This window comes from Microcystis sp. M53598_WE2, from assembly GCF_030067735.1.
In the GTDB taxonomy this organism is placed as follows: Bacteria; Cyanobacteriota; Cyanobacteriia; order Cyanobacteriales; family Microcystaceae; genus Microcystis; species Microcystis aeruginosa.
On record NZ_JASJFE010000460.1, the window covers coordinates 1 to 2,594 of the forward strand.

General features: G+C 42.9%; 1 protein-coding gene. It reads right to left on the reverse strand.

Annotation, left to right across the window (positions count from 1 at the left end):
• Positions 1-2,440 (reverse strand): Eco57I restriction-modification methylase domain-containing protein (locus tag PX636_RS09570; protein WP_353853465.1); only part of this gene is annotated, 2,440 nt, incomplete at its 3' end.
• Positions 2,441-2,594 lie beyond the last annotated feature (154 nt).

Genomic DNA, 2,594 nt, shown 5'->3' on the forward strand with positions numbered 1-2,594 from the left:
CCATAAAAGCAACGTAACTCTCAACTCGATAACTAATGCAGTGGTAGGATTCTTTGAAATAAGTTATCTCATTGTTATTAAAAGGTGAACCATAAGGAGGATTACCGATTACTGCATCAAAACCGGGGTTATCCTTCCAAGAAGCGGAATCAAGATCGATAAAAACTTCAGGAAATTCCAGATCCCAATGAAAAAAACGCTTACTTTTATATAAACTAGCTGCTTGGTCTAAAATTCCTTGATCTGATCGGGGTAACTTATCCCAATTAATTGCCGATATATTACCACCGTAGCGCTGCAGAAACTCGATAGCAGTTTTAACCCCAAAAAAGCGAGAGAGGAAAACATCTAATAAACGCTTGTAGGGTTTAGCTTGACTATCAAAATCACGGAATAACTGTTCACTTGTTTCCACTTCAGCAAAAGTCGCATCGCTGAGGGTACTAATTCCCCGCATAATTTCTGCTGCCCGAAGTAACCCAACAAAAGGGCCAGTTAAAAGAGTTAATTGACCACCTTCTTCCTCAATCATAGCGGCTTCTGCGGCCTTGGCGGTAGTTCCGATCAGAGAATTACCACAACGTAAATGATGATCCAAAAAACTCAAAGGTGCGCCCACTGTGAAAGAATGTAACCAGAGACTAACCTTGGCCAATTCTACAGCCATCGGATTGATATCCACCCCATAAATACAGCGCTTCATCACCACTCTCTGCAATAATTGCGTCGGTTCAAGGGTGGGAGAATCGAGAATAATTCCCTGTTGTCGGAGATTGTCGATAATATTTTGTCGGGTGGTTTCCAACATGGTTAAAACGGGATTATCTTCGGGATAAAGATTGAGAATCTGGATTAACTCATCGGTGAGATAGTCCACTGCTTCTACTAAAAAATGTCCGCTTCCCATGGCGGGGTCACAGAGTTTAAGATCAAGTAAGGTGGTGATCGCTTTTTTTTCTAAGCGTTGTAGCTCTTTTTCTAATCCCTGCTGACTGAGATTTCCTAAACGTCTATCGCTGCTTTCTTGTCTTCGGGTGGCGATTTCTGTCATCACATCCCCGAACTGTCGCGCTCTTTGCTCTAAAATTGGTTTGAGGGTATGACTGACAATATATTTAACAATATAATCGGGAGTGTAATAGGAACCGGTGGCTTTTCTTTCTCCCCGATCATTTTCCAGATGTACCGATTCCCCCTCAATCACGATGCGATATTCCAGTAATCCTTCGTAAATTGATCCTAACTGTCGCACACCTAAAAAACTATAGTCGATCGGCTGTCCCTCAAAACGTGCTAACTTGTCTAGGATGGGCGCTAAAACCGCATCGGATAACTTATATTGACCGAGAAAACAATTCACCCGGCCTTCTTCCATGTCAAATAAACCCCCGTTGTAACGAGGTACGGCTAAATTAGCATCCCCTCGATCGACAATGCGGAATAAACTGAGGAGAGCATCGTATATTCCCGTCGAGGTGCCACTAAAGGCCTGCTGACGATCGATTTTAACGGCAATTTCTCGCGTCTTTTGCAATAAGCTGTAATCGCGATAGTCTCCCCTCACCGGCAGCAAGTCCCGCGCTTCTGCGTAGAGAAGAAATAATAATTTATACAGCAGGGATAAACTCGCTTCATACAATAAATCTGGCTGTATGTCTGTATTTAATGATACAAAACCTTGAGAAATATCGGGAAAAATGCGATCGAAGACTAACTCTTTTAACTCGTTACCCACTCTGGTGGCATAGGTGGTACTCCCCTCCCGGACGCGTTCAAGGAAATTCTGACCGTGAATATCCTTAATAAAAGCCTCTTGACGGAAAAATAACCAGAAATACGGAAATTTTTGCCGGTCTCCCCCTTCTAATAGTTCCATCAAGTCCACTAGATAAAATTCCGTGGCTGTGGAGGACGCTTGACGATAATATAAGCGCCATTCTCGACCATTGGTGAGAATACCCCAATCTACTCCCGTCCCCGTGAGATAATTGGTGATCTGAAAGGAAGGATTACTATTTTTCCAGATATCTCGCTGATCATTCTTAGAAACGTCACTAAGAGAACGTTGCCAGTATTTGGCCTCAGCGATCGCTAAAACTTGACTATAAAAGGCTCTTTCATTATTCTGGAGAGCATAGGCTTGATAACGGTCATTTTCTGTGGCAAATAGGGCATAATCTGGCCTTTCTGACCTTCCTTTTCCCCTACTGCTTACCTGCGGTATATAACTAAAACCGAGAATTTCTAGAATCGGTTGTATTAATTCTGCTTCCGTTTGCGCTTCGTTAAGAGTCGGCAAAATCGCCTTTTTTTGTTGATAAAGACTCTCTAAGCGGTAAAATGCCACCGATACATCCTCTTGCCATTCCCCAGAATCCGGCAGCCGATGCTCAAGATAGTGTTGAGAAAAAAGTGGTTTATTGCCCGTTTGTCCTGACATGGCCGATTATCCTAACATTGAGGGTATCTAGCCTAAAAATGAAGGGTTCGCAGGCAGGCACGGATTCCCATTATACAAAAAGTATATATCAAGTCTCCGATTTTGTCAAGAGTTTTGGCCAAAAAAAATCGCCAAGACTTACCACAGCCGTAGG